Genomic DNA, 23,198 nt, shown 5'->3' with positions numbered 1-23,198 from the left:
GGCGTGCGGTTCGGTGTCAGCAGTGACCGGACGGCCGCAATCTGATGGAGTCACCCGGCTCGACCCGCAGATCCGAGGGTGAGCAGGTCGGAGTGCCCTGCGGAACGATCGCTGCGACAACGGTTTTGCCGGTGGTGACATCGGTGAGCTGGATGGGCGGCCCGTCGGCGTCGCCGAGATAGCGGTCACCCCATTGCATGAGACCGACGATCACGGGATAGAGATCCCACGCCTTGGCCGTCGGCCGATACTCGTAGCGCTCCCGATCGCCGGTCTCGCGGTACGGCTCACGACTGAGCAGCCCCTCGTCGACCATCTCCTTGAGCCTGCGACTCAGAACCGACGGCGAGATGCCGAGATGATCGAGGAAGTCCTCGAAGCGGTGAACCCCGTTGAATGCTTCGCGCAACACGATCAGCGTCCAGCGATTGCCGAGGACATCGAGCGCCCGCACGATCGGACAGTTACCCAGATCGACCGATGTCCACTCCACGGTCCACACCCTACCTCTGGATTCTAGAACAGTATCCAGATAGGGTCTGACTACTGTTTCAGTAGTTTGAGGAGTCCGGTGAGCTACACCTACGACACGCTGCGGATCCGAGTGGAAGACGGCGTCGCATTCGCCGCCATCGACAACCCACCGATCAACCTGCTCGACACGGCACTGATCGCCGATCTGGCACGATTCGAGACCGAGGTTCGCGATGACGAGGCGATCCGGGTGCTCGTCTTCGAAAGCGCCGACCCGGAGTTCTTCATCGCGCACGGCGACATGCGCCTTGTCGTCGATCCAGGTGCCCTGGCGGAGTTCGTCACCGGGCCCGGCGTCGAGCTGTACCAGCGTTACCGCACCCTCCCCCAGGTCACCATCGGCAAGGTCGCCGGCCGGGCCCCCGGCGGCGGCGGTATGCGGCTGGATCCACGCAACGTCGATGGTCAGGGGAACCCGGTGCTGGCAATCCGATCAAGGCCATTTGCCGAATGGGAGGTGCTCGAAATCGACCCCGAATGCTTCGCCTGCCTGTTCGAAGTCGGAGATCTTGGATTGTGTGGAGTAGACGATCAGGACCGACGGCGGTGAGGCCGGCACTGTTGTCCTCGGCCAGGTTTCGAATCCTGTTTCCGTAGGCGCGGTGAGCAAGCTCAGCTCACGTCGGACCCCGAGGGCCGCCCGGACGATCGCCTTTTCGAACCTGGCAACGTGCTTGCACTCGATGCCGAGGACGACCTCGTGGTGGCGCGGATAGCCAGTCACCTCGCTGCCGACCAGCACGATGTCGAGTTCGTGACGGTCGCTGGCGACAGGGCGGCCCTGCTTTCGTTGGCCGCTGTTCGTTCTGAGGTGGTGCCCGAGGGTGACGAACTCGATGTCGGTCCAAGCTTTCAGGGTGGCGCCGCTGTTCCGGTCCCGAAGGTCGAAATGCGAGAAGTTCGGCTTGATCGGCCCAGGAGAGGAACGCAGGTGCAAGTACCCGTCCGCCGACCTGAGCCGGATGTCGAATCCTTCTTCGTTCTTCAGCCTGCGGAGGACGTAGGCAAGGACGTAGGCCTCGTAGAGTTTGCCGAGGCGGGTATCGGCAGTGACGCTGGCGGGCAAGGATGCGTCGATGTCGGCGTCGTCGGCGTGGCGGAAGGACTCGAAGATGGTGTCGATCCACGTTTTCACCTCATCGGGCGTCATCGGCCGGGGTCCTGTGTCTCGGAAAGTACTCGTGTGAGGGCATCCATTTGGGCGATGAGTCGTTTCAGCCCAGGCGAGGCGATGAGATCTACCGACTTCACGCCGACGCTGAGTTCAACACCGTCGACGTCAATCCCGGCCGCGTCGAACATTCCCATGACCGCCCGTGCCGCGGGATCACTGCCTTGCGACAACACGTTCCTCGTCGCTTCGAGGTACCGGATGAGAAGGCCAACCGAGTCGGACCGATACGCGTTGTTGTGCGGCAATCGTTCCCGTTCATAGTCAATTGCCGTATCCAGGCCGGGCCGGATCGATGCTGCCTGTTCCCGGAGGTGGCCAATCAGATTGGCGACGTCACGTTCGTCCACTATTCTCTCCAATTGCCGTGTGCCACTGGATATCTCAGTCTCACGCTACCGTACCGACAGGAAGCGGTATCGGTATGCTTGCTGCTGCGGCGCGCAGGCGAGCGTGTCGAAAGTCATGCTTCCGCGCGATCCAGCAGGCCGCGAACGGCCTTCGAATTGCCGTAGCGGATCTGGCCGTGCGGCAGCCCGCCGCACACGTGAGCGTGGACGTTCGTCCGGGGGAACGCTCCTGGTTCTTCGCGGCCAATCAATGATGCCGAGACGACGGCGGGCATGCTCGAACAGCCAAAGGATGTGCCGGTCACGACCGGCAGAAGCCCGCCTCCAATGCGCCTACGAAGCTCACGTAGGTAGCGGCCGAGTTCACGACAAGGGACGGCAGACCCAGATGCGTCCATGACAATCCCCCGGTGTTGGCGGGGGGACACCGTTGGCTGGGGTGGCGGTGAGGCGTTGAACTGCTCAACCGAACCCTTACCAAGTGCCAGCAAGTACTGGGCCACGACCAGGGCCCCATCATTTTCGCAGTGCGCAAGACCGTCGCGAAGTGAACCAGAGTTCACTCGCGTAGGTCGACTACCTGCGACGCACAGGAGCGCCTGGCCTTCTGCAGACAATGTGGCGTTAGACACACGGCTGGATCAAAGCCAAGAAGTGGCCGCTGCGAAGCAATACGGCTACTTCGCGAAGGTTGTCTGGAGCGCGCTCGGGGCCATTTTTGTGCAATAAGGATTTGAACCTGCGACCACCTGCCCAACGCGCAAGTCTTGCCCGGCTTACCGTAATCGACCGGTGAACCTCGCTAGCGATTCCCCTCGTCACCTGCCCACGCCACGCATTCCATGGCCCACTCGCCGTACTTGCTTGTCCAGTTGGATCTTCAAAGCCGGTCGCCTCGGCAAGTTCATCTCGTAACCCGACTCAACTGGGTCAGCCAGATTTTCGAACGCCGTGTGGGCCGCGGCGATCGCGGGCGGACGGCCCGGTCTGCGGTCCAAGCCGCCCGACCCGCGTCAACCGTATCAATATTGTTGCCCTGCAACACTCTTCGACGACCACCAGGTCATTCCGTCATGGGTCTGGGCCCTGCTTCACTGTGCGCCAAACCATGCCCGAAGGGAAAGACGTCCAGCTACTCAGGCTGTGAGCCGGTCTACATCCCCAGATCGATGACTGTCTCCTCTACACTCGGAACTGGAAGAGCGACTGACCCGGAGAAACTCAGGTCTCCCATGCCTTCCCATGAGCCTCGTTCGGCAGCTCCACGTTCGAACCGCAGGACAAATCCGCAACAGCCGTCCCCGCCCGACGACGAAACCTGGTTGAGCACTGCCGAACTCGCTGCTCGCCTGAAAATACCTGCCAAAACACTCGCGACATGGGCTAGTTCCGGCACCGGGCCTCGCTATGCCCGGATCGGCCGCTACCGACGCTACCGACTAGGAGATATCCGCGCCTGGGAAGCCGAGCGGCTGGATGACAGCTGTGGTGGATGAGGTGGTCACAGAGTCGACGCGCTCGCCGTCCTCCGGGCACCAGTCGGCGATGCGGTAACTCGGACGAGCGAACCACGCTCCGGGACCAGCCAGCACGTTCAGTGCCACTGCTCATCCCGCCTTGCTCGCCTCAGCACAGACCTTCACCGCACGGCGAGACGAAACACCCACATCCGCGCGTTTGACGCCGCCCAACGCCTCGCCCGTCGTACCCACCTACGCGTCGACAACTGCGCGACACCAGCCCGACATGCTCCGCGATGCCCCGACGGCTCATCGAATAGTCGGATTCTCGCTCACCAACCTGGGAGTTCTGATGCCAAATCCACCACTCGCCATCGGTACCTACGGCTCCATCAGCGCCAAACGACAGCCCAGCGGTCGCTGGCGAGCAAGTACCCGCTTTCGCGACGACGACGGTGTCACCCGACCGGTCCAAGCTTTCGGGCCCACCAAACCCCGTGCCATCGCGGCGTTGAAGGATCGCGTGAAGGACCGCCGTCATGCCGGTAGCCGTGCTCTGGACCTGACTCTCGAGACCAAGCTGTCCGAGCTGGCCGACTGGTGGCTCGCCGAGCTCGAGTTCGAGGAGCGGGTTTCGCCGCAGACCATCGACCACTACCGCCGCCACCTCTACCCGGCGAGCAAACGGATCCGAGATGGCACCGTCAAGATCAACACAGCACTGGGCGGATTGCGTATCCGGGAGGCCACCACCACCCGCTTGGATGCTCACCTCAAAGCGATAGCGCGGACAGCTCCTGCGAAGGCGAGGGCCCACAAAGTCGTCCTCACGGGAATGATGGCCTTCGCCGTCAGGCACGACGTCATCCGACACAACCCTGTGCTCAACGTCGCCCGGATCCCGCGCAGGATTCAACGTCCCCGTGCGGCCGACCTCACCACCCTGCGTGAACTCCGAGCCCAGCTCGAAACATGGGTCGCCGGCGCGGCGATCCCGGGCACTGCGGCCCACCCCGGCCGCGGTCCCCGCCGGTCCCGCATCGTTCTCGACGTGGCGGACTTCCTGCTGGGAACCGGCGCTCGCACCGGTGAAGCGCTCGCGATGCGGTGGCAGGACATCGATCTCGACGCGGCACCGCCCCGAGCAACGATCTGCGGAACGATCGTCCGGATCACCCACCACGATGGCGTGCTCCGACCGATCCGGCAGGAATGGACCAAGACGCACGCCGGGTACAGATCCGTCGTGCTCCCTCAATTCGTCGTCGAGGCACTGCGGCGCCGAGCCACCGAGGCCGTTCCCAACCCGTTGGACCTGGTGTTCACCGTCCGCACCGGTGGGATCTATGACCCGCACAACTTCCGGCGTAGTTGGCGCTCGGCGCGAGGCAGCCGGTTCGCCTGGGTGACTCCCAAGACCTTCAGGAAGTCGGTCGCGACACTCATCGCGAACGAGCACGGCGCCGATCGGGCCGCCCAGCAGCTGGGCCACGCCGACCGCGGACTCACCGCGCACCGTCACTACATCGATTCGCCGAGCCAGGTCGGCGACTTCACCAGCGTTCTCGACGACCCGGCACGGTGAACTCGTGTCGAAAGCGTGTCAGAAGTCGAATTCCGGCGCTGGAGGTAAGGGCTGTTGACGCCGTCTTCCATCGGAGTTTCGGGGCCGATCGGGCCCCGTGAACCGGTGCGGGAGAATGGTCTGGTGAGCACCGACGACCTTCTCGACCAAGCCCCTGACCTGCGGGTGTTGCCGCAGGTGGAGTGGCAGGCCGCGGCGGAGTCGCATCGGGAACGGCTCGATCGGCTGGTGGGTCCGTATCTGGAGCGGCGGGCCGCGGGGACCAGTCATCCGGTTGTGGATTTTCTGTTCACCTACTACGGCAACAAGCCCGCGCAGTTGCGGCGGTGGCATCCCGGGTTCGGGATCGGGTTGCGGGGGGCGCGGGAGTACGCGGAGGCTCGGGGGTATCACCGGGTGGCTGGGGAGGAGGACGTGTACACCGCTGATCCGGGGTATCTGGTCAAGCGGCGGGACACGATCGAGTTCGTCGACCGGCTGCTCGGTGCGACTGTGCGGCGGCCCGCGCAGTTGTCGTGCTTCGGGTTGCACGAGTGGGCGATGGTGTATCGGACCGAGGAGGTGCGGCATCAGCAGGTGCCGTTGCGGCTCGGGCACGCGGGGACCGATGCGGTGGTGGAGTCGATGTCGTTGCGGTGCACGCACTTCGACGCGTTTCGGTTCTTCACCCCGGATGCGGTGGGGCGCAATGCCGAACCGCTCACCCGGGAGGGTCAGGTCGATCGGGAGCAGCCGGGCTGCCTGCACGCGAACATGGATCTGTACAAGTGGGGGTTCAAGCTCGCGCCGCTGATTTCGTCGGCCCTGCTGCTGGATTGTTTCGAACTCGCCTGCACCGCACGCGAACTCGACATGCGGGCCAGTCCGTACGACCTGAGCGAGTACGGGTACGAGCCGGTGCGCATCGAAACGCCCAGTGGGCGGGCCGAATACGTGCGCGCGCAGGCCGCCGTGGCCGAGGACGCCGAGGCGTTGCGGGTTCGGCTACGGCGGGCCTGCGCCGAGTTGTCGGCGGCGCTGCGCCGGATCGAGGGTCAGCCCGGCCGCTGATCCTTGTCGAGGCCGATGGCCACGGTGGTGGTGATCTCGTCCTCGGCCGGTTCGGTGACCAGGGTGAAATCGCCCTCGTGCTGCTCGGTGCCCATGTCGACGGCGGTCTCGACGAGGACGGCGCCGCGGTCGGCCCGCAGGATCAGCGGATCCTCGCGCAGATCCTTGTACAGCGACACGCACATCGCCACCATCACCACCAGGAACGGCAGTGACACCACCGTGGTGAGCGCTTGGAGGCCGGTCAACGCGCCGCCGAGATTGTCGGAATCGGCGATCACCAGCATGATCGCCGCGACCGCGCCGGTGGCCGCGCCCCAGAAGATGACGACCAGCTTCGAGGGTTCGATGCTGCCGCGCTGGGACAGGGTGCCCATCACGATGGACGCCGCGTCCGCGCCGGAGACGAAGAAGATGCCGACCAGGATCATCACCAGCACCGTGGTCACCGCGGTGATCGGGTACTGGTCGAGCAGGTGGAACAGGGCGAAGGTCGAGTCGACCGAGCCGTCGTCCTCGGTGAGGGCGCCGTCGGCGGTCTGCTCGAAGATGCCCGCGCCGCCGAAGATCGCGAACCACAGCAGGCTGACCACGCTGGGCACCAGCAGCACACCGGTGACGAACTGCCGGATGGTGCGGCCGCGGCTGATCCGGGCGATGAACATGCCGACGAACGGGGTCCACGAGATCCACCAGGCCCAGTAGAAGATGGTCCAGCTCGACAGCCACGCCTGCATTGCCTCGTCACCCGCGCCGGTGCGCGAGGCCATCGTCGGCAGGTACTCGGCGTAGTCGCCGATCGAGGTCGGCAGGATGTTGAGAATGAACAGCGTGGGCCCGGCGACGAAGACGAACGCCGCGATCACCAGCGCCAGCACCATGTTGATGTTGGACAGCCACTGGATACCGCGCTCGATGCCCGACACCGCCGACACGACGAAGGCGACGGTCAGGCCCGAGATGATCGCGACCAGACCGATTTTGCCGATTCCGTCGATCCAGCCGTTGAACTCCATGCCCGCGCCGATCTGCAGGGCGCCGAGGCCGAGGGAGGCCGCCGAGCCGAACAGGGTCGCGAAGATCGCCATCATGTCGATGGCGCGGCCGCCGATGCCGTCGGCGTGGCGGCCGAGCAGCGGACGGAACACCGCGGAGATCAACTGCGAGCGGCCTTTTCGGAACGTTCCGTAGGCGATGGCCAGACCGGCGACCGCGTAGATGGCCCACGGGTGCAGGGTCCAGTGGAACAGCGTGGTCGCCATCGCGACCTCGGCGGCGGCGGGGCTGCCGGGTTCGGCGGTGTGCGGCGGCGGGTTCACGAAGTGCGACAGCGGTTCCGCCACGCCCCAGAACATCAGGCCGATACCCATGCCCGCGCTGAACATCATCGCGATCCAGGAGACCGTGCGGAATTCGGGCTTCTCGTCATCGGCGCCGAGCGGGATCCGCCCGTAGCGGCTCACCGCCAGCCAGATCACGAAGACGACGAACGCGGTGGCGACCAGGACGAACAGCCAGCCGGTGTTGGTGATGACCCATTTCTGCGCGGAATTGGCGGCCGAGGCGAGACCCTCGTCGTCGAGCACGCCCCAGGCGACGAAGGCCAGAGCACCGATCGCGGTGGCGCTGAACACGAACAGGTCGAGCCGGGGCTTGCCCCGCGATCGACCGGCAACCGCGGGTTCGGCCGCGCCTCCGGACCTGCCTTCGACATCGTTCGACATGGAATCCGAGTCCTTTCCGGTCGCGGGGACAGGTCGGTACATCAGCCCGCTGTTCGATCACAGCAACCGTACAGCGTGGCAGCGATGACCTGAGGTATTGCGCGACCCAGCTCTGACCTTGTTCCCCGAAACCACTCTCGGCAACCATGCGATCGACCTATCATTCGTGACGCGGCACAACTGTCTCAGCCAGTTGCGTTGTCCGGCATCATCGAAACGGGAGGCAATGATGCACCCAGACACCCGCACGGCCCAGGCGATGTCGAGGCCACGCCAGTGGTGGCGACGCTCCGCGCGGCGTGGCACAGCGCTGGCTGCGGTCGCCGCGCTGGTGGCGATCGGCCTGCCCTCGAGTGCGGCCGCGGATCCGGTCGCCGAGCTGTCCGGCATGGTGCGGGAGTTCCTCGATGTCGGGCGCACGGCGGTGCCGCGCGCGGAGTGCGGTCCGGGGTCGCTTCCGGAGACGGGGTTGCAGGGCGACGTCCCCGCCGGTGACCGAGACAGTGGCCGCAGCACCCAGGGATACCGCTGCAACATGTCGCTGGTCGGCGGCTACACCGGGCGCGGGGCGGGGATCACCTCGACCAGTTTCGAGCACTGCGCCTATGTCGGTTCGTTCTTCCCCGGGACGCTGCTCAGCGAGCATCCGGGCGTGCAGGTGATCGACGCGTCCGATCCAGCGAATCCCCGGCTGACCGCGACGCTCACCGAACCGGCCATGCTGGCGGGGACCTGGGAGACGTTGAAGGTCAACACCGCTCGCAAGCTGCTCGTCGGCACGGGGGTGCCGGTGGGCATGGGCGCGGGGTACCTGTCGGTCTACGACGTCTCCGATTGCGCGCATCCGCGCCTGCTCAATCCGGGCACGGGCACCAATCCGCTGATGCCGCTGCCGATCACCACGCACGAGGGCGGCTTCTCCCCCGACGGGCGCACCTACTGGGCCTCGGGGCTGGTGCCCGGGTTCCTCAGCGCGATCGATCTCACCGATCCGGCGAATCCGCGCGTGATCTGGCAGGGGCTCACCGGCATCGAGGCACACGGCTTCGGCGTGAGTCCCGATGGGAACCGGCTCTACATCTCCGCGCTCGGCGGTTTCACCGTCCTCGATGTGAGCGCGGTGCAGCGGCGTGACCCGAATCCGCAGGTGCCGCACCTGGGCCGGACGTTCTGGACCGACGGCTGGGCCACCCAGCACAGTGTGCCGGTGACCTATGGCGGTGTGCCGCACCTGTTCACCGTCGACGAGGGCGGCTCGGGCGGAGTGAAGCTCATCGATGTGTCCGTCGACGGCGCACCGCGGATCACGGCCAAGATCAAGCTCGAGATCAACCTGCCCGACAACATCGACAGCGGAATCGGTTCCAGCATGGGCGGTTCGGCGTTCTCCTACGAATCGCACTACTGCACCGCCGATCGGCCCGTCGATCCGACCGCGCTGGCGTGTGGCTGGATCTCCTCCGGCATCCGGGTGTTCGACGTGCGCGATCCCGGCGCGATCCGCGAGATCGCCTACTTCAATCCGCCCGCGCGGACCGGGCACAACCTCGAGATCTGGAACTCGCCGCACGCGCTGGCCTCGATCATCGGCGTCCCGGTGATGAGCGCGCCCGCGGCGCTGCGGGCGATGGCCGAGGGCCTGTTCGATCCGGCGCAGGTCCTGTCCGCGCGGGCGGGCCGGATCGCCTTCGGTGACCTGTCCAGCGACTGGTGCCTGTCCCCGCCGGAATGGCGCGGCAATCAGCTCTACGTGACCTGTTCCGACAACGGATTCATGGTGCTGCGGCTCGACGACGCCGTCTACACCCCGCCCGCGAATCAGCAGTCCACCCTCGGGTCGTGAGCATGTCCCGCACGCTGCGCGCCGCCGCCTTCGCCGTCGCCGCCGTGTTCCTCCTGGTGCTCGGCGCGGCATTGCGACCACTGGTCTTCCCCGAGATCACCACGCCCGCACCGGTACTCACCGCGACCGAACTCGGTTTCGTCCAGGACATGACGGCCCACCACCAGCAGGCGCTGATTCTCACCGAGCGCCTCGACCCCGCCGCCGATCCGGCCGTGCGCAGGCTCGCCGACCAGATCGCCGACACCCAGCGGATGGAGATCGGCACCCTGCTCGGCTGGACCCAACTCGCCGGGGCCGCACCGACTTCGACCCAGCCGATGGCGTGGATGACCGGCTACCACCACGACACCGCGCCTTCGGCCACCATGCCCGGGATGGCCACCACCGCCGACCTCGACGCGCTGTTCGCCGCTCGCGGCGCCGACGCCGAAACGCTCTTCCTGCAACTCATGTACCGCCATCACGCGGGTGGCGTCACCATGGCCCGCGCCGCCGACGCCCAACTCGGCACCGGCCCGGTCAAACAGGCCGCCCGCGCCATGGCCCAGTCCCAGAGTCAGGAGCTCGGCTACCTCGGCGTGCTCCTCGACCTGCGCGGCGCCCTCCCCTCACCCTGACCGATCACTCGTCCAGAGGGTGGAAGACCTCGTTGAGGATGGACTGTGGGAGTTGGGATTCGGCGTAGGTGAAGGTGCCGCGGGTGAGTTCGGTGGCGGCGTCACGCAGGTGCCGGTAGAGGGTGCGGGCCAGGCTGCCGCCGACGGTGACCCGGCGGACGCCGAGCTCGGCGAGCTGGGCCATCGACAGGGTGGAGCCGGTCAGTCCCATGACCACGTTGAGCGGGCCGTCGAGTTCGCGGACCAGGGTGGCGATGGTGGCGGGGTCAGCGGCGCCGGGGACGAACACGCAGTCCGCGCCCGCGGCCAGGTAGGCGTTGCCGCGGCGGATGGCCGCGGGGAGGCCCTCGTCGACGAGGAGTGCGTCGGTGCGGCCGACGAGGACGAACGGTTCGGCGCTGGCGACCACCGCGGCTCTGGCTGCCCGCACCCGATCGACCGCGAGCCGCTCGTCGAACAGGGGCGTGTCCCGCTCACCGGTGAAGTCCTCGATGTTGCCGCCCGCCGCGCCGAGGGCGATCGCCTGCGCGATGGTGGCGGCCACGTCCTGCGGTGTCGGACCATAGCCCTCCTCGAGATCGGCGCTGACCGGGATCCGCACCGCGTCGGTGATCTCGGCGATGCGGCGCATCATGGTGGTGCGGTCGACCCGGCCGTCCTCGCCGTGCTCGGCGAAGAAGTCGTGATCGGGGCGGCCGAGGGAGAACGCGATGCCCGCGCTGGTGGTGGCGATCGCGGGGAAACCGGCCGCGGCCAGGATGCGCGCGCTGCCCGCGTCCCAGGCGTTGGGTAGCAGGAAGCAGCCCGACCGGTGCAGGTCGGCGAAAGCGGCTGCGCGAGTGCGTCGATCGGTGTCCACTGCGTCCTCCTGGCGCGAATCCGTGGTTTCTCGGACCGACCGTAGTCCACCGGTCCGACAGGTCCGGCTGCGATCGGCCGCGCGAGGAAGTACGGTGTCGGGACCACCACGACCCCTGTCCGGCCCCTCGCGCCGCGATGTGTCCGACTGCGCACCGCCACCGGGCCGATCGGGTGAGCACAACGTCACCGAGGGGCAACTGCGCAGAAAATCGCAGGCAATGGCCGATGCGCACGATGTGTCGGATTGTCGGCGAAGTGTGGCGGAGGCGAACGTGGTGGTGAGCGCACGAGCGGGCGTGGTCGTTCCGGCGGTGGACTGCGGGCTCGCCCGGGTGCGCACGCGGATCGTGGAGTGTCTGCGGCCGATCGGGGTGCGGGAGTTCCCGGTGGCCGACGCGGTCGGGGCGACCCTTGCCGTCGCCCTCACGACCGGGACTCCGCTGCCGCGGGTGGACAGTGCGGCGATGGACGGCTACGCGGTCGCTGGGCCGGGTCCGTGGTGGCGGCTGCATCCGCAGGTCCGCTATGCAGGTCGGGCCTGCTCGGTGGTGCTCGCGCCCGGTGAAGCGGTGCGGATCGCGACCGGCGCGGCCACGCCCCTCGGCACCACCGCGACCCTGCGCGACGAGCACACGGTGACCACGACCGTCTCGGGCAAACCGGTGGTGATGCGCGCGCCCGGCGCCCCGGTACGCGATGACACCCGCCGCCAGGGCGAGCACTGGGACAGCGGCACCGAACTGGCCGCGGCGGGCACCCGGGTCTCGGTGGCGTTGGCCTCGGCCGCGCTCAGCGCCGAAGCCGAGACGGTGACCGTGCGCGGCCCGGTGCGCGCCGACGTCGTGATGACCGGCGACGAGATCCGGGCGGTCGGCCCGCTCGGTGCGGGCGAGACCAGGGATTCCCTCGGCCCGGTCCTGCCGGAGTTCTTGCGCCGCTGCGACATCGAGAGCACCGGACTGTGGCATCTGGCCGACGGACACGACCTGCTGCGCTCGTGGCTGGCGCTGCGCTCACACGCCGATCTGGTCGTGATGGTGGGCGCGACCGGCCGCGGGGCCGCCGATCACCTGCGCGCGCTGCTGACCGAACTCGGCGCGCAGGTGGTGATCGACCGGATCGCGATCCGCCCCGGCGGTTCCACCCTGCTCGCCCAGCTCCCCGACGGGCGTGTCCTGCTGGGACTGCCCGGCAACCCCCTCGCCGCCGTCGCGGCCCTGCTGGCCATCGGCCCGGCCGTGGTCGACGCGCTGACGCTGCGGTCCCCGGGACCGACCATGTGGGGCCGCCTCTCCGACGCCGGAGTCGGGGCAGGCGAGGCAACCCGCATCGTGCCCGTGCAACAGCAGACCGGTGGCGTCTGGCGCAGCACCGGCCCCGCGCACACCCCGCACCTGGCCGGTCTCATCGGCTGCCAGGCCCTGGCCGTCCTCCCGCCCGGCACCGGCCGCGGCACGCTGGTCGAACTCCTCCCGCTCCCCCACTGAGGTCGGCTGCGAACCCGCCTCGCCCGTAACCGCGCGTGTGGGGCGAGCTACGGCAGCCGTTTCGAGCGATCCGGCCCTCACCTGGGGCGACGCCGAAGGCTACGGCCCCGCTACGCAGATGCGCGACGGGGCCGTTGTGCGTGTGCCGGGATCAGTGTTGCGGCGGCTGCCAGGGGCGACCGTACGGGTCGTCCGGGCGCGGTGCGGGCGGCTGCTGGGGGCGGCCGTACTGGGCCTCGGGGTTCTGCGGCTGCTGTTGCTGCGGCGGCGCGGGCTGGTGCTGCGGCGGGGCCGGGTTCGCCTGGGGCGAGATCGGCGGCGGGACGGGCAGCGGGGCCGGAGCCGGCGGCTTCGGGCGCGGGTTGTCGAGGCTTTCGACGGGGGTGCGGGCGGTGGCCTCGGCGGCGCGCACGGCCTGCTCGATCTTGGGATCGGAGGCCGTCTCGAACCAGTCGGCGACGTCGGAGTCGTCCTCGATCTTGACCGGCGGGGTGTCCTCGGTGGACGGCTCGTAGCGGAACACGCCGTCCTCGCCCTTGGTGGCGAAGTTGTTCGCGAAACCTTCGAGGGCCTTGCCGAAGTCGCTGGGCACCATCCACACCTTGTTGGCGTCGCCGCGCGCCACCATGGGCAGGGTCTGCATGTACTGGTAGGCGAGCAGTTCCGGCGTCGGCTTGCCGTTCTTGATGGCCGCGAAGACCTTCTCGATCGCCTTCGCCTGACCCTGTGCCTGCAGGTAGGACGCGGCGCGCTCACCCTGGGCGCGCAGGATGCGGCTCTGGCGCTCACCCTCGGCCGACAGGATCGAGGACTGCTTGCCACCCTCGGCCGCCAGGATCTGCGCCTGCTTGGCGCCCTCGGCGGTCTTGATCTGCGACTCGCGGGTGCCCTCGGCGGTGAGGATCATCGCCCGCTTCTCGCGGTCGGCCTTCATCTGCTTCTCCATCGATTCCTGGATCGACGGCGGCGGATCGATGGACTTGAGCTCGACGCGGGCCACGCGCAGGCCCCAGCGGCCGGTGGCCTCGTCGAGCACGCCGCGCAGCTGGTTGTTGATCTGGTCGCGGGAGGTCAGCGTCTCTTCCAGGGTCATGCCACCGACGACGTTGCGCAGGGTGGTGACGGTGAGCTGCTCGACCGCGGCGATGTAGTTGCTGATCTCGTAGACCGCGGCCTGCGGGCTGGTGACCTGGAAGTACACCACCGAGTCGATCTGCAGGGTGAGGTTGTCCTGGGTGATCACCGGCTGCGGCGGGAACGAGACGACCCGCTCGCGCAGGTCGACTTTCGCGCGGATGCGATCGGCGAACGGAACGAGGAACGTCAGCTGGCCCGACACCGTCCGCGAGTAGCGTCCGAGCCGTTCGATCACCGCCGCCTCGGCCTGCGGGACGAGCGCGATGGACTTGAAGACCACCACCACGACCAGCAGAATCAGGACTGCGGCCACGATCAAGGCAACCATAGGTTCAGGGACCCTTCCAGACGACGGCGGTCGCGCCGTCGATCTTCATCACGTACACGGTGACACCGGCTTCGTACACATCGCCGGGATCCAGCGGGCGCGCGGTCCACACCTCGCCGTCGAGCTTGATCCGACCCGAATGCGCCGCGATCTCCTCGAGCACGAGGCCCGACTTGCCGGGCAGCGCATCGGCATTGGTCGGCATGGGCGGCGGGGTGCCGAAGCGGCGGCGCAGGACCGGCCGCACGCCGAGGAACAGCACGCCCGACACCCCGGCGAACACCAGCGCGTCGCCCCAGAGCGGGAGACCGGCGGCGGCGCTGATTCCGGCGGTGCCCAACGCGGCGACACCCAACATGAGCAGGGTGAGATCCCCGGTGAGCATTTCGGCCGCCGCGAGGACAATGCCCGCGATCAGCCAGAGTATTGCGGCCACACCACCACCGTACCGTCTCAACGGACATTTCGGCCGCACTAGCAGCAAGGTGGTGGCCCGCCGACCAGGTCCTGCGTTGGGGCAGTTGGCAGTTCGCCGGGTGCGGTGATCCCGCCGATCCCGGCCGGGGCGCGGTAGTTTCGGGGAGTGAGTGCACGTGGCGGATACGGCGACATCTTCGCCGGACATCAACGGAAGACGAAGACACCGGTACCGACGGTGAGCGCCGAGCGCGATCTGGTGGTCGAGGACGCGGCGAGCGGATTCTGCGGCGCCGTAGTCGGTTTCGACCGCAGCTACGACGGCGACTTCGTGAAACTCGAGGACGGTCGCGGTGCGGTGCGGCTGTTCGCGCTGCGCGAGGCGGCGTTCCTGATCGACGGGAAACCGGTGACGCTGGTGCGCCCCACCGCGCCGGCGCCGAAGCAGCCGACCCGATCGGCCTCCGGGTCGACCCGCGTCGACAACCTTCGGGCCAGGGTCGCGCGCACCAGCCGGATCTGGGTGGAGGGCGTGCACGACGCCGCGCTCGTGGAGCGGGTCTGGGGGCACGATCTGCGGGTCGAAGGCGTGGTCGTCGAACACCTGGAAGGGCTGGACAATCTCGGTGCCCGGCTCACCGAATTCGGGCCGGGCCCCGGCGCGCGGGTCGGCGTGCTGGTCGACCATCTGGTGACCGGATCCAAGGAGACCCAGCTGACCACCGGGCTGGGTCCGCACGTGCTGGTGACCGGTCATCCGTTCATCGATGTGTGGCAGGCGGTGCGCCCGGCGGCAGTCGGTATCGAGGCCTGGCCGGTGGTGCCGCGAGGCGAGGACTGGAAGACCGGAATCTGCGCGCGCCTCGGCTGGGGAACACCGCAGGAAGGGTGGCGACGTGTCTACGATGCGGTCGGCTCGTTCCGGGATCTGGAATCCCCGCTCATCGGCGCCGTCGAACGGCTCATCGACTTCGTGACCGAGCCCGAGTAGCGCACCGCAGGTCAGACCGGTCCTCAGTGCCCGCACGCGAATCCGGGCGAACCTTTATGCTCGATGATTATGTGCTCCCCCAGTGCCACGTTGACGGTGTGGGCCGGCTCCTGGCTGGCCGGTACCAGCGCGCCCGACGACGTGCTGGAAGCGTTGCACGCGTGGGCGTCGCGGCACACGATCGCCGCGGGCGACCCGGTCACCGGTGGGCGCACCGACCTACCGTGGACCTCCCGCGGTGACCTCACCGGCACCGGCGCCATGCTGCTGCTCAAGGTGATTCGCGAGGCCATGGCCCCGGCCGGCGCGCAGCTGCGCCTGGTGCTGCCCGCCCCCGGTGACGTGCGCGGGCTGCCGGTCGGCACGGCCTTCGCCGCCGACGCGATCGACGCCGAGGAAGGTCTGCTGCTCGGCGTCCCCGGCCGGGAGGGCACCGGCCTGATTCCGCAGTGGGACGACGACGAGACCCTGCAGTGGACCGTGTACAGCGTGGACATCCCACCCGCCACGGCGGCCGACATGTCGCTGGGCGAGGCCGAATACACCATGCGCGAAGCCGTCCGCGACGCCGCCGACGCGCTCATGCAGTTGCACACCACCGCCGTCGGCGCCACCGAGGCCGATCCGCGCGAACAGATCGAGGCCCAGCTGGCCGCCTATGCCCGCCACGCCTACCCCGACTCGATCCCGTTGCGCGCCAAGCGAATTCTCGACACCGCCGATCACGTCGCGGCGATCCTCACCGTCGCCCAGCACGAACCGGCGTCCTCCCCCACCTCCGCCACCGCCATCGGCGCGCACGAATCGCTGCTGCGCCCGCTGTGGAACACGATCCGCGACGCCCGGCTGGTCGCGGTCCACGCCGCCGCGGGCACGCTCGGCTGAGGCGGGTCACCGCGCACCCGAAACGGCAAGGGGCGGTTCAGAGTCCGGCGATGGCCGTCTTCAGGTCCGGTAGTTCGAGCACGTCGAGCGTCGCGGTGCGGACCTCGGGGCAGGTGTCTTCGGTGACGGTGTCGACGATGTGGCGGTCGTAGGAGATCGCGGCACTGGCCACGCCGTCACGAATGGTCCACAGCCGCATGGCGCCGTCGAAGGCCACCCGCGCCACGGGCGGGCCGATGGCCTTCCATGTCCCCTTCTGGGCATCGAGAATGCCGCACAGATCGTTCACTGTCTCCTGGGACATGATCGGCGCGCTGGGTTGTGGTTCCTGGGTCTCGTACCCGGAATCGCCGCCGCAGCCGCTGAGGCCCAGCGCGGCGACGGCCAGGACGAGCAGCGCACCCGTCATCCGGCCGCGGCGAGGCGTTGTCGATCGCATCGGAATACCTCCGATCAGTCGAGCACACGTCCGGAAAGCCTACTCCCCGCGCGGGAGGTTCCAGGCGAATGTTTATCCGGTTGTGCTCAGCGCCGCGCGGGCCGAGCGGGCAGTTCGCAGCAGCCGGGCGCGCACAGGGCGCCGTCGATGGTGCACCCGTACCCGGGGACTTCACCGAGTTCACGCACCGGACCGGCGCTCGCCCGCTCCTGGACCAGCTCCACCACCATGCGCGAGAACCGGGGATCGGTGCCGGGGGTGGCCGCGCGGGCGAAGGCCATCCCGAGTTCGTCGGCGCGGGCCGAGGCTTCGTTGTCGAGGTCCCAGATCACCTCGAGGTGGTCGGAGACGAAGCCGACCGGGCACACCACCACGGCGTCGATGCCCTTGCCGTGCAGGACGTCGAGGTGGTCGACGATGTCGGGTTCGAGCCACGGCACCCGCGGCGGGCCCGAACGCGACTGCCACACCACGTCGTAGTCGGTGAAACCCGTTGCGGCGGCACACAAGCGGGCCGCCTCGGCGACCTGCCTGCTGTAGAGGCGGCCGCCGTCGGCGGGTGGACCGGCGGCGGTGTCGGCGGCGACCGGGATGGAGTGCGCGGTGAAGACCAGGCGCACACCGTCGCGGCGGTCGGCCGGGATCGTGCCCACCGCGGCGGTGATCGCGTCGGCGAAGGACTCGATCAGCAGCGGGTGGTCGAAGTACTGGCGCAGTTTCACCAGCTCGGGGGCACCGGCGCCCACGGCGGCGCGGGCACGGGCGATGTCCTCGTCGTACTGGCGACAGCCGGAGTAGCCGCCCCACGCCGAGGTGGGAAAGACCAGCGCCGAGCGCACGCCGTCGGCGGTCATCCGGGCGACGGTGTCCTCGACCATCGGATGCCAGTTGCGATTGCCGAAGTACACCGGCAGATCCAGTCCGGCATCGGCCAGATCGGCCTCGACCGCGGCGATGATCCCGAGGTTCAGCGCGTTGATCGGCGAGATCCCACCGAAGTGCAGGTAGTGCTGCGCGACCTCGGCGAGCCGTTCCGGCGGTACCCCGCGGCCCCGAGTGACGTTCTCCAGGAAGGGGAGCACGTCCTCGGGGCCTTCGGGGCCACCGAAGGACAGCAGCAGCAGCGCCTCGTGCATCAGTTGGCGGTGAAGCCCTCGGGGAACCACATGTTGTGGCTGGCGCCGCCGTCGACGTAGATGATCGAGCCGGTGGTGCCGGGCAGCCAGTCCGAGAGCAGCGCGACGACGGACTTGCCGACGACACGCGCGTCGGCACCGTCCCAGCCGATCGGCGAGGAGCCGTCCCAGTACTCGTCGAGCTGGCGCAGCTGCTTCGCGTCGTCGGTGGCGGTGCCCGCGATGGCCTTGGCCGCGAGGGTCTTCACCGGACCGGCCGCGATCAGATTGGAGCGAATCTTCTTGGCGTAACCCACTTCCCGGGCCACGTACCGGTTCACCGACTCCAGCGCGGCCTTCGACACGCCCATCCAGTTGTAGTACGGCATCGCCACGCGCGGATCGAAGTCCATGCCGACGATCGAGCCGCGTTCGTTCATCACGGGCAGCACGGCGCGGGCCAGCGAGGCGTAGCTCCACGCGGAGATCTCGAAGGACTTCGCCACATCGGGGCCGGGGCCCTCCAGGAACGGCACCGCGTCCGGGCCCATCAGGGTCTTGGGCGCGAACGCGATCGAGTGCAGCACGCCGTCGATGCCCTCGGGGGCCAGCTCGCGCAGCTTGTCGGCCAGCGCGCCCAGGTACTCCTCGTCGGTGACATCCAGCGGGATCGCCGGGGGCACCTCCTGCGGGAGCCGCTTGGCGATGCGGTCGATCAGCCGCAGCCGCTCCGGGATACCGGTGATGATCACCTTCGCGCCCTGCTCCTGCGCGACCGCGGCCGCGCTGAACGCGATCGACGAATCGGTGATGATGCCGGTGACCAGGATGGTCTTGCCTTCGAGCAGTCCGCCCATGAGTTCTCGGTTCTCCTGAAATCTGTTGGTTGCGCCACCGGAATGTCGGTGGCGCGGTGCGATCCGTTAGCGGATCAGTGGCCCATGCCCATGCCGCCGTCGACCGGGATGACGGCGCCGGTCACGTAACGGGAGTCCTCGGAAGCCAGGAAGCTGATCACCGCGGCGACATCCTCGGCCTGGCCGAGACGGCCCAGCGGGATGAACTTCTTGGCGGTTTCCTTCAGGTCCTCGGGCAGCTCGGCGGTCATGTCGGTCTCGATGAAACCGGGCGCGACCACGTTGGCGGTGATCGAACGCGAACCCAGCTCGCGGGTGATGGAGCGGGCCATACCGATCACGCCGGCCTTGGACGAGGCGTAGTTGATCTGACCGGGGCCGCCACCGAGGCCGACGACCGAACCCAAGAAGATCATCCGGCCCCAGCGAGCGCGCAGCATGGCGCGGTTGGCGCGCTTGGCGACCCGGAAGGCACCGGTGAGGTTGGCGTCGATGACGCGCTCGAACTGTTCCTCGGTCATCCGCATCAGCAGGGTGTCGTCGGTGATGCCCGCATTGGCCACCAGCACCTCGACCGGACCCTGGTGCTCCTCGACCTCGGTGAACGCACGGTCGACCGAATCACTGTCGGTGACATCGCATTTCACGCCGAACAGGCCGTCGGGTGCACCCGATCCGCGATGGGTGACGGCGACCTTGTGGCCGTCGGCGGCCAGCCGCTGGGCGACCGCGAGACCGATACCGCGATTACCGCCGGTGACCAGGACCGACCGGGATGTGACGTTCGACATAGGGTCCAACCTATCTGTTCCAGTTCGTGGGCCCCGCGTCAGGGTCGCGCCGTTGCGACGGCTCACAAACGCGGGGCGGTGCGTGCTAGGGCAGGCGTTGACGATAGAGCAAGCTGAACACGACACCGGCCGCGATGGACACCATGCCCAGCAGCAGCCAGGGCCTGCTCGCGTCGCCGCGGGTGGTCTCGTAGCCGATCTGCTCTTCGAGGGTGTCGTAGACGGCGGTGAGCTCGGCCAGCGAGGACGCGGTGTAGAAGTCGCCACCGGACAGCTCGGCGATCTCGCGCAGCGAGTCGTTGTCGACGGGCACCTTCACCCGCTGGGAGCCGCGGCCGTCGGTGTCGGGGATCTCCACCGAACCCCATTCGGTGCCGAAGGAGATCGTCGAGACCGGGATGCCCTTGTTCTTGGCCAGGCGCGCCGCGGTGAAACCGTGGCGGGGATTGTCGACGTCCTTGTCGTCGGGCACGGTCTGCTTGCCGTCCGACATCAGCACCACGCGCGCGGGCGGAGGCGTCTCGGCGCCGCCGAGCACGGCGGCGAGGGTATCGATCGACTGCAGCGCGGTGAGGATGCCCTCGCCGGTGGCGGTGCGCTCGGCCAGCTTCATGCTGTCGATCGCGTGCTTGACCGCCTCGCGATTGGTGGTCGGTGACACCATCACCGAGGCGGTGCCGGCGTAGGTGACGAAACCCAGGTTGATGCCGGGGGTCAGGCCGTCGACGAAGTTCTTGCCCGCCTCCTGCGCGACCTCGAGCCTGCTCGGCGGCACGTCGGTGGCCTCCATCGACAGCGACACGTCGACCACCAGCACGACGGTGGCCCGGTTGCGCGGCACCTTCTGCACCGCGGTCGGTCCCGCGGCGGCGATGGTGAGCAGGATCAGGCCGACCAGGATCAGCGCGATCGGCGCGTGCCGCATCGGGCTCGGCCGCGAGGGGGCGACCCGTTCGAGCACCGCCATGTTGCCGAACTGCAGCATGCGCTTGTGCCTGGCCCGCTGGACCAGCACATAGCCGAGGACGAGCAGCGCGACGACGGCGAGGAAACCCAGCCAGGCGGCGGCCGTGAAATGCGAAATACTCACTGGCGAGGCACCCGCCCGGTCGGGGCGCCGAGGCTGTGGCGCCGGGTGGAGACGAACCGGACCACGTCGGCGATCCAGTCCCGGTCGGTCTGCAGGGTGAGCACCGGCGCGCCGCAGCTGCGCAGCGCCTGATGTACATCCTCGCGCTGCGCCTTGGCCGCGGTCGCGAAATCGGCGCGCAGGGTGGGCGTGACGCTGAACTCGCGGGTGCGCCCGGATTCGGGATCGTGCAGCACCACGTCACCGCTGTCGGGCAGGGCGACGTCGAGCGGGTCGAGTACCTCCACCGCGAGCAGATCGTGGCGCGCGGAGATGGCGCGCAGTGAGCGCTGCCATTCGACCTCGCCGAGGAAATCGCTGATCACCACGGCCAGACCGCGTTTGCGTTGCGGGCGGCGCAGCGATTCGATGCCCGCCTTCAGGTCGCCGCGCACACCGTCGCGAGCGTGCGGGGTGGTGGCGATGCCGCGCAGCATGGTCTGGGCGTGCAGGCGGCCGCTGCGGGCCGGGATGCGCACCAGGTCCTGGCCGGTGGCGACGACGGCGCCGATGCGGTTGCCGCCGCCGGAGGTGAGATGGGTGATGGCCGCGGCCGCCGCGATCGCCAGATCGCGCTTCTGCACCCGGCCGGTGCCGAAGTCCAGGCTCGACGACAGGTCGACCACGAGCCAGGTCTCGAGCTCACGGTCGGCGATCATCTGCCGCACGTGCGGATGGGTGGTGCGGGCGGTCACCGACCAATCCATCTGTCGCACATCGTCGCCCGGCTGGTACAGCCGCGCCTCCCCCGGTTCCGAACCCGGACCGGGGATCAGGCCCTGGTGGTCACCGTGCAGCACCCCGTCCAGGCGGCGGCGCACGGTGAGTTCCAGCGTCTTGAGTGCGGCGGCCAGCTTCGGATCGGTCAGCTCACCGGCACGGAACGACGGCGGCGCGTGGGACGACATCGGCACTCGGACAACGGGTTCGGGCGCACTCACTGGGGCGCGACGTGGCCGGCGGGCTGGGACTGCTGCCCGTTCACCGGCTGCGGCACGGGCTGAGGCTGGGCGGGCGGCTGCGGCACCGGCGGCTGCTGCGGTGCCTGCTGGCCGCCGACGGCCTGCGGGGCGACCTGGGGCAGCCCGACGGTCTGCAGCACGCGCTTGATGACGTGCTCGGGCGAGACCTCGTCGGCCAGCGCGTCGTAGGACAGGACGAGGCGGTGGCGCAGCACGTCCGGGATCACCTCGACGACGTCCTGCGGGACCACGTAGTCACGACCGCGGATCAGCGCCACCGAGCGGGCCGCGGCGATGATGCCGAGGCTGGCGCGCGGGGAGGCGCCGTAGGAGATCCAGTTCGCCACATCGGGCATGCCGAACTCGGCGGGAGTGCGGGTCGCGGTGATCACCCGGACCACGTAGTCGACCAGCGCGTGGTGCACGAAGGTGTTGGCGGCCAGCTTCTGCAGCCGGATGATGTCCTCGGGGGCGAGGATCTGCTTGGGCTCCGGCGCCGACACACCCATCCGGTAGATGATCTCGCGCTCTTCCTCGACCGAGGGGTAGTCGACGACGACCTTGAACAGGAAGCGGTCGCGCTGGGCCTCGGGCAGCGGGTAGACGCCCTCGCTCTCGATCGGGTTCTGGGTCGCCATGACCAGGAACGGATCGGGCATCGGGTAGGTCTTGCCGCCGATGGAGAGCTTGCGCTCGGCCATCACCTCGAGCAGCGCCGACTGGACCTTGGCCGGTGCGCGGTTGATCTCGTCGGCCAGGACGAAGTTGGCGACGACCGGGCCGAGTTCGGTGTCGAACTCCTCGCGGCCCTGCCGGTAGATGCGGGTACCGATGAGGTCGGTGGGCACCAGGTCCGGGGTGAACTGCACCCGGGAGAACGAACCGCCGACGACCTTGGCGAAGGTTTCCACGGCGAGCGTCTTGGCGACGCCGGGCACACCCTCGAGCAGCACGTGACCACGGGCCAGCACTCCGACGAGCAGCCGCTCGACGAGCTGATCCTGACCGACGATGACCCGCTTGACCTCGTATATCGCCTTCTCGAGAGTCTGGACGTCACGCTCCAGGGTGCTGGGCGTAGCCGATCCGGCGTCCTTCGCCAGCTTCGGCCCGCTCACACCTTCCGTCGAAGTCACCAACATCCCCGCTTTCGCTTTGGTCCTGTGCGTGCCGCCCCAACTATTCCAGGTAATAGCCCGGCGCGCCGCAACCGGCCAGGAGTGGACGCGAATTCGTCGTATTACCCAGCCCAGCTCGGTATGCCCGCCACCCTACGCATGTCGGATTGCGGCCGCCTGTGGGACACGGGCCGCCTGCCCAGTGCCGAACCGCACATGCCACTACCGCAATTATTCGGCAACATGAGCTTGCTCGCAACGGACCTGCGGCATAACGATGCGGATTCAACGGCGGACGGACACCCAGCAAGCGGCCGCATTCTCGAACCTGGTGTCCTTGAACA

23 protein-coding genes are annotated in these 23,198 nt (G+C 68.4%); 9 read left to right on the top strand and 14 right to left on the bottom strand.

Features of this window, described 5'->3' with window-relative positions; genetic code table 11:
- Window positions 1-16: 16 nt before the first annotated feature.
- A complete protein-coding gene (locus ACFVVM_RS02945; protein WP_387612393.1) occupies window positions 17-493 on the bottom strand; it encodes a winged helix-turn-helix transcriptional regulator in 477 nt (158 codons plus the stop codon).
- 78 nt (window positions 494-571) lie between these two features.
- Here ACFVVM_RS02945 and ACFVVM_RS02940 point away from each other — a divergent pair, with 78 nt between their 5' ends.
- Window positions 572-1,084: an enoyl-CoA hydratase-related protein gene (locus ACFVVM_RS02940; RefSeq protein ID WP_387612391.1), complete on the top strand. Its 513-nt coding sequence runs from the start codon at window positions 572-574 to the stop codon at window positions 1,082-1,084.
- Here ACFVVM_RS02940 and ACFVVM_RS02935 read toward each other — a convergent pair.
- Entirely contained in the window at window positions 968-1,684 is a 717-nt protein-coding gene (locus ACFVVM_RS02935; protein ID WP_387612390.1) for a hypothetical protein, read from the bottom strand. The genes ACFVVM_RS02940 and ACFVVM_RS02935 overlap by 117 nt on opposite strands.
- Window positions 1,681-2,055, bottom strand: a complete 375-nt coding sequence (locus tag ACFVVM_RS02930) for a hypothetical protein (RefSeq protein ID WP_387612388.1) — start codon at window positions 2,053-2,055, stop codon at window positions 1,681-1,683. The genes ACFVVM_RS02935 and ACFVVM_RS02930 overlap by 4 nt, the downstream gene beginning before the upstream one ends.
- Window positions 2,056-2,897: 842 nt before the next feature.
- Between ACFVVM_RS02930 and ACFVVM_RS02925 the strand changes: the two genes are divergently transcribed.
- The 3 genes from ACFVVM_RS02925 (at window position 2,898) to ACFVVM_RS02915 (ending at window position 6,150) form a co-directional block, all read left to right on the top strand.
- Complete coding sequence (locus ACFVVM_RS02925) at window positions 2,898-3,551, top strand: helix-turn-helix domain-containing protein (RefSeq protein ID WP_387612386.1); 654 nt, start codon at window positions 2,898-2,900, stop codon at window positions 3,549-3,551.
- A 316-nt stretch (window positions 3,552-3,867) separates the two neighbouring features.
- Window positions 3,868-5,100, top strand: a complete 1,233-nt coding sequence (locus ACFVVM_RS02920; RefSeq protein WP_387612384.1) for a tyrosine-type recombinase/integrase — start codon at window positions 3,868-3,870, stop codon at window positions 5,098-5,100.
- Between the two features lie 123 nt (window positions 5,101-5,223).
- Complete coding sequence (locus tag ACFVVM_RS02915) at window positions 5,224-6,150, top strand: 3-methyladenine DNA glycosylase (RefSeq protein ID WP_387612382.1); 927 nt, start codon at window positions 5,224-5,226, stop codon at window positions 6,148-6,150.
- Here the strand turns inward: ACFVVM_RS02915 and ACFVVM_RS02910 are convergent.
- Window positions 6,135-7,874 (bottom strand): BCCT family transporter, encoded by a 1,740-nt coding sequence (locus ACFVVM_RS02910; protein WP_387612380.1) that lies wholly within the window; start codon window positions 7,872-7,874, stop codon window positions 6,135-6,137. The two genes, ACFVVM_RS02915 and ACFVVM_RS02910, sit on opposite strands and share 16 nt — an antisense overlap.
- 259 nt (window positions 7,875-8,133) lie before the next feature.
- On the opposite strand from ACFVVM_RS02910, the gene ACFVVM_RS02905 reads away from it, so the two are divergent.
- Entirely contained in the window at window positions 8,134-9,717 is a 1,584-nt protein-coding gene (locus tag ACFVVM_RS02905) for an LVIVD repeat-containing protein (protein WP_387616723.1), read from the top strand.
- A 2-nt stretch (window positions 9,718-9,719) separates the two neighbouring features.
- Entirely contained in the window at window positions 9,720-10,337 is a 618-nt protein-coding gene (locus tag ACFVVM_RS02900; protein WP_387616721.1) for a DUF305 domain-containing protein, read from the top strand.
- A gap of 4 nt (window positions 10,338-10,341) precedes the next feature.
- Here the strand turns inward: ACFVVM_RS02900 and ACFVVM_RS02895 are convergent, their stop codons facing one another.
- Window positions 10,342-11,196, bottom strand: coding sequence for an isocitrate lyase/phosphoenolpyruvate mutase family protein (locus tag ACFVVM_RS02895; RefSeq protein WP_387612378.1), 855 nt, complete (start codon window positions 11,194-11,196; stop codon window positions 10,342-10,344).
- 280 nt (window positions 11,197-11,476) lie between these two features.
- Between ACFVVM_RS02895 and ACFVVM_RS02890 the strand changes: the two genes are divergently transcribed.
- Window positions 11,477-12,685 (top strand): molybdopterin-binding protein, encoded by a 1,209-nt coding sequence (locus ACFVVM_RS02890; protein ID WP_387612377.1) that lies wholly within the window; start codon window positions 11,477-11,479, stop codon window positions 12,683-12,685.
- A 151-nt stretch (window positions 12,686-12,836) separates the two neighbouring features.
- Here the strand turns inward: ACFVVM_RS02890 and ACFVVM_RS02885 are convergent, their stop codons facing one another.
- Together ACFVVM_RS02885 and ACFVVM_RS02880 are read right to left on the bottom strand one after the other, a co-directional pair.
- Window positions 12,837-14,150 (bottom strand): SPFH domain-containing protein, encoded by a 1,314-nt coding sequence (locus tag ACFVVM_RS02885; protein ID WP_387612375.1) that lies wholly within the window; start codon window positions 14,148-14,150, stop codon window positions 12,837-12,839.
- A 4-nt stretch (window positions 14,151-14,154) separates the two neighbouring features.
- The gene (locus ACFVVM_RS02880) at window positions 14,155-14,586 is read right to left on the bottom strand and encodes an NfeD family protein (RefSeq protein ID WP_387612373.1); all 432 of its coding nucleotides are present in this window, start codon (window positions 14,584-14,586) and stop codon (window positions 14,155-14,157) included.
- A gap of 147 nt (window positions 14,587-14,733) precedes the next feature.
- Here ACFVVM_RS02880 and ACFVVM_RS02875 point away from each other — a divergent pair, with 147 nt between their 5' ends.
- Window positions 14,734-15,558, top strand: coding sequence for a DUF3097 domain-containing protein (locus ACFVVM_RS02875; protein WP_387612371.1), 825 nt, complete (start codon window positions 14,734-14,736; stop codon window positions 15,556-15,558).
- Window positions 15,559-15,627: 69 nt separating this feature from the next.
- Entirely contained in the window at window positions 15,628-16,443 is an 816-nt protein-coding gene (locus ACFVVM_RS02870) for a hypothetical protein (protein WP_387612369.1), read from the top strand.
- Between the two features lie 37 nt (window positions 16,444-16,480).
- On the opposite strand, the gene ACFVVM_RS02865 is transcribed toward ACFVVM_RS02870, so the two are convergent.
- From ACFVVM_RS02865 to ACFVVM_RS02835, 7 genes are all read right to left on the bottom strand, one after another.
- Window positions 16,481-16,882: a hypothetical protein gene (locus ACFVVM_RS02865; protein ID WP_387612367.1), complete on the bottom strand. Its 402-nt coding sequence runs from the start codon at window positions 16,880-16,882 to the stop codon at window positions 16,481-16,483.
- An 86-nt stretch (window positions 16,883-16,968) separates the two neighbouring features.
- On the bottom strand, window positions 16,969-18,018 hold the full coding sequence (locus ACFVVM_RS02860; RefSeq protein WP_387612365.1) for a ferrochelatase: 1,050 nt from the start codon (window positions 18,016-18,018) through the stop codon (window positions 16,969-16,971).
- Window positions 18,018-18,854 carry an NADH-dependent enoyl-ACP reductase InhA gene (gene inhA, locus ACFVVM_RS02855; RefSeq protein ID WP_387612363.1) on the bottom strand — a complete coding sequence of 279 codons (837 nt, stop codon included), beginning with the start codon at window positions 18,852-18,854 and terminating at the stop codon, window positions 18,018-18,020. The genes ACFVVM_RS02860 and inhA overlap by 1 nt, the downstream gene beginning before the upstream one ends.
- Before the next feature lie 74 nt (window positions 18,855-18,928).
- Window positions 18,929-19,645, bottom strand: a complete 717-nt coding sequence (gene fabG1, locus ACFVVM_RS02850) for a 3-oxoacyl-ACP reductase FabG1 (RefSeq protein WP_387612361.1) — start codon at window positions 19,643-19,645, stop codon at window positions 18,929-18,931.
- Between the two features lie 85 nt (window positions 19,646-19,730).
- On the bottom strand, window positions 19,731-20,735 hold the full coding sequence (locus ACFVVM_RS02845; RefSeq protein ID WP_387612359.1) for a VWA domain-containing protein: 1,005 nt from the start codon (window positions 20,733-20,735) through the stop codon (window positions 19,731-19,733).
- Window positions 20,732-21,682: a DUF58 domain-containing protein gene (locus ACFVVM_RS02840; RefSeq protein ID WP_387612357.1), complete on the bottom strand. Its 951-nt coding sequence runs from the start codon at window positions 21,680-21,682 to the stop codon at window positions 20,732-20,734. The genes ACFVVM_RS02845 and ACFVVM_RS02840 overlap by 4 nt, the downstream gene beginning before the upstream one ends.
- A gap of 29 nt (window positions 21,683-21,711) precedes the next feature.
- Window positions 21,712-22,878: an AAA family ATPase gene (locus ACFVVM_RS02835; RefSeq protein ID WP_387612355.1), complete on the bottom strand. Its 1,167-nt coding sequence runs from the start codon at window positions 22,876-22,878 to the stop codon at window positions 21,712-21,714.
- Window positions 22,879-23,198 lie beyond the last annotated feature (320 nt).

It is taken from the genome of Nocardia sp. NPDC058176 (genome assembly GCF_042883805.1).
Taxonomy (GTDB): Bacteria; Actinomycetota; Actinomycetes; order Mycobacteriales; family Mycobacteriaceae; genus Nocardia.
This window is presented reverse-complemented; position numbering and strand designations above follow the sequence as displayed.

Bases quoted from the DNA above. Each gene is read 5' to 3' on its own strand.
- ACFVVM_RS02870 (WP_387612369.1), top strand. From the start codon at position 15,628: ATGTGCTCCCCCAGTGCCACGTTGACGGTGTGGGCCGGCTCCTGGCTG.
- ACFVVM_RS02885 (WP_387612375.1), bottom strand. From the start codon at position 14,150: ATGGTTGCCTTGATCGTGGCCGCAGTCCTGATTCTGCTGGTCGTGGTG.
- ACFVVM_RS02935 (WP_387612390.1), bottom strand. From the start codon at position 1,684: ATGACGCCCGATGAGGTGAAAACGTGGATCGACACCATCTTCGAGTCC.
- ACFVVM_RS02925 (WP_387612386.1), top strand. From the start codon at position 2,898: ATGGCCCACTCGCCGTACTTGCTTGTCCAGTTGGATCTTCAAAGCCGG.
- ACFVVM_RS02840 (WP_387612357.1), bottom strand. From the start codon at position 21,682: ATGTCGTCCCACGCGCCGCCGTCGTTCCGTGCCGGTGAGCTGACCGAT.
- ACFVVM_RS02835 (WP_387612355.1), bottom strand. From the start codon at position 22,878: ATGTTGGTGACTTCGACGGAAGGTGTGAGCGGGCCGAAGCTGGCGAAG.
- fabG1 (WP_387612361.1), bottom strand. From the start codon at position 19,645: ATGTCGAACGTCACATCCCGGTCGGTCCTGGTCACCGGCGGTAATCGC.
- inhA (WP_387612363.1), bottom strand. From the start codon at position 18,854: ATGGGCGGACTGCTCGAAGGCAAGACCATCCTGGTCACCGGCATCATC.
- ACFVVM_RS02910 (WP_387612380.1), bottom strand. From the start codon at position 7,874: ATGTCGAACGATGTCGAAGGCAGGTCCGGAGGCGCGGCCGAACCCGCG.
- ACFVVM_RS02905 (WP_387616723.1), top strand. From the start codon at position 8,134: ATGTCGAGGCCACGCCAGTGGTGGCGACGCTCCGCGCGGCGTGGCACA.
- ACFVVM_RS02865 (WP_387612367.1), bottom strand. From the start codon at position 16,882: ATGCGATCGACAACGCCTCGCCGCGGCCGGATGACGGGTGCGCTGCTC.
- ACFVVM_RS02920 (WP_387612384.1), top strand. From the start codon at position 3,868: ATGCCAAATCCACCACTCGCCATCGGTACCTACGGCTCCATCAGCGCC.
- ACFVVM_RS02860 (WP_387612365.1), bottom strand. From the start codon at position 18,018: ATGCACGAGGCGCTGCTGCTGCTGTCCTTCGGTGGCCCCGAAGGCCCC.
- ACFVVM_RS02900 (WP_387616721.1), top strand. From the start codon at position 9,720: ATGTCCCGCACGCTGCGCGCCGCCGCCTTCGCCGTCGCCGCCGTGTTC.